This is a genomic window from Chromobacterium piscinae, from assembly GCF_021129175.1.
Classification (GTDB): Bacteria; Pseudomonadota; Gammaproteobacteria; order Burkholderiales; family Chromobacteriaceae; genus Chromobacterium; species Chromobacterium piscinae.
Window position 1 is genome coordinate 1 of the sequence record NZ_JAJOHV010000187.1, and the last position, 723, is coordinate 723.

The window sequence follows — 723 nt, forward strand, 5'->3', positions numbered from 1 at the left end:
CCTGCAGGGCCACCAGCTGCACCACCGCGGCCTGGGCGCTCGGCGGCTCGGCCTCGCGCGCGGCAGGCAGGCAGATCCATGCCCACAGCAGCGGCGCGAGTGTCAGCAGCAAAGCGCCGCTGCCCCAGCCGACGACGGGCCGCGGCTTACGCTCGGCAGCGGCCATCAGCCCGCCTCCCGGCCCACCAGGCCCACTTGCAAGTAGCCGGCGGCGCGCAAGGCGTCCATCACCGCCATCACGTCCTCATACGCGGCGGCGCGGTCGGCCTGGAAAAACAGCGGGGTGTCGCGGCGGCTGCCGGTGGCGGCATCGAGGACTTCGCCCAAACGCGCCAGCGGCGCCGGCTTGTCGCCCAGCAGCAGGCTGCGGTCCGGCTGCAAGGTGATGATCAGCGGCTTATCCGGCCGCGGCGCCGGCTTGGCGCTGGAGGCCGGCAGTTCTATGCGCTGGTCGACGCTGGACAAGGGCGCGGCCACCATGAAGATGATCAGCAACACCAGCATCACGTCGATGAAGGGCGTGACGTTGATTTCGGACAGCTCGGCCAGCTCGTCGCCGCCGCCGGAAGGAAAGCCGCCCATCGTTCAGTTCCTCCCCGCGCGCGCGTCCAGCTCGCGGCTGAGCAGCAGCAGCAACTGGCCGGCCACCTGCTGCTGCAGGCCTTTGTGGCCTTGCAGCCAGCGGCTGAACAAGTTGTAGATCACCACCGCCGGAATCGCGGC

The 723-nt window shown here is 70.4% G+C and carries 1 protein-coding gene; it reads right to left on the reverse strand.

Annotated features, from left to right (window positions below):
- Positions 1-165: 165 nt before the first annotated feature.
- Positions 166-582, reverse strand: a complete 417-nt coding sequence (exbD, locus tag LQR33_RS24125) for a TonB system transport protein ExbD (RefSeq protein WP_221667571.1) — start codon at positions 580-582, stop codon at positions 166-168.
- Positions 583-723 lie beyond the last annotated feature (141 nt).

Excerpts from the sequence above, each read along its gene's own strand:
- exbD (WP_221667571.1), bottom strand. The coding sequence starts at position 582 with ATGGGCGGCTTTCCTTCCGGCGGCGGCGACGAGCTGGCCGAGCTGTCC.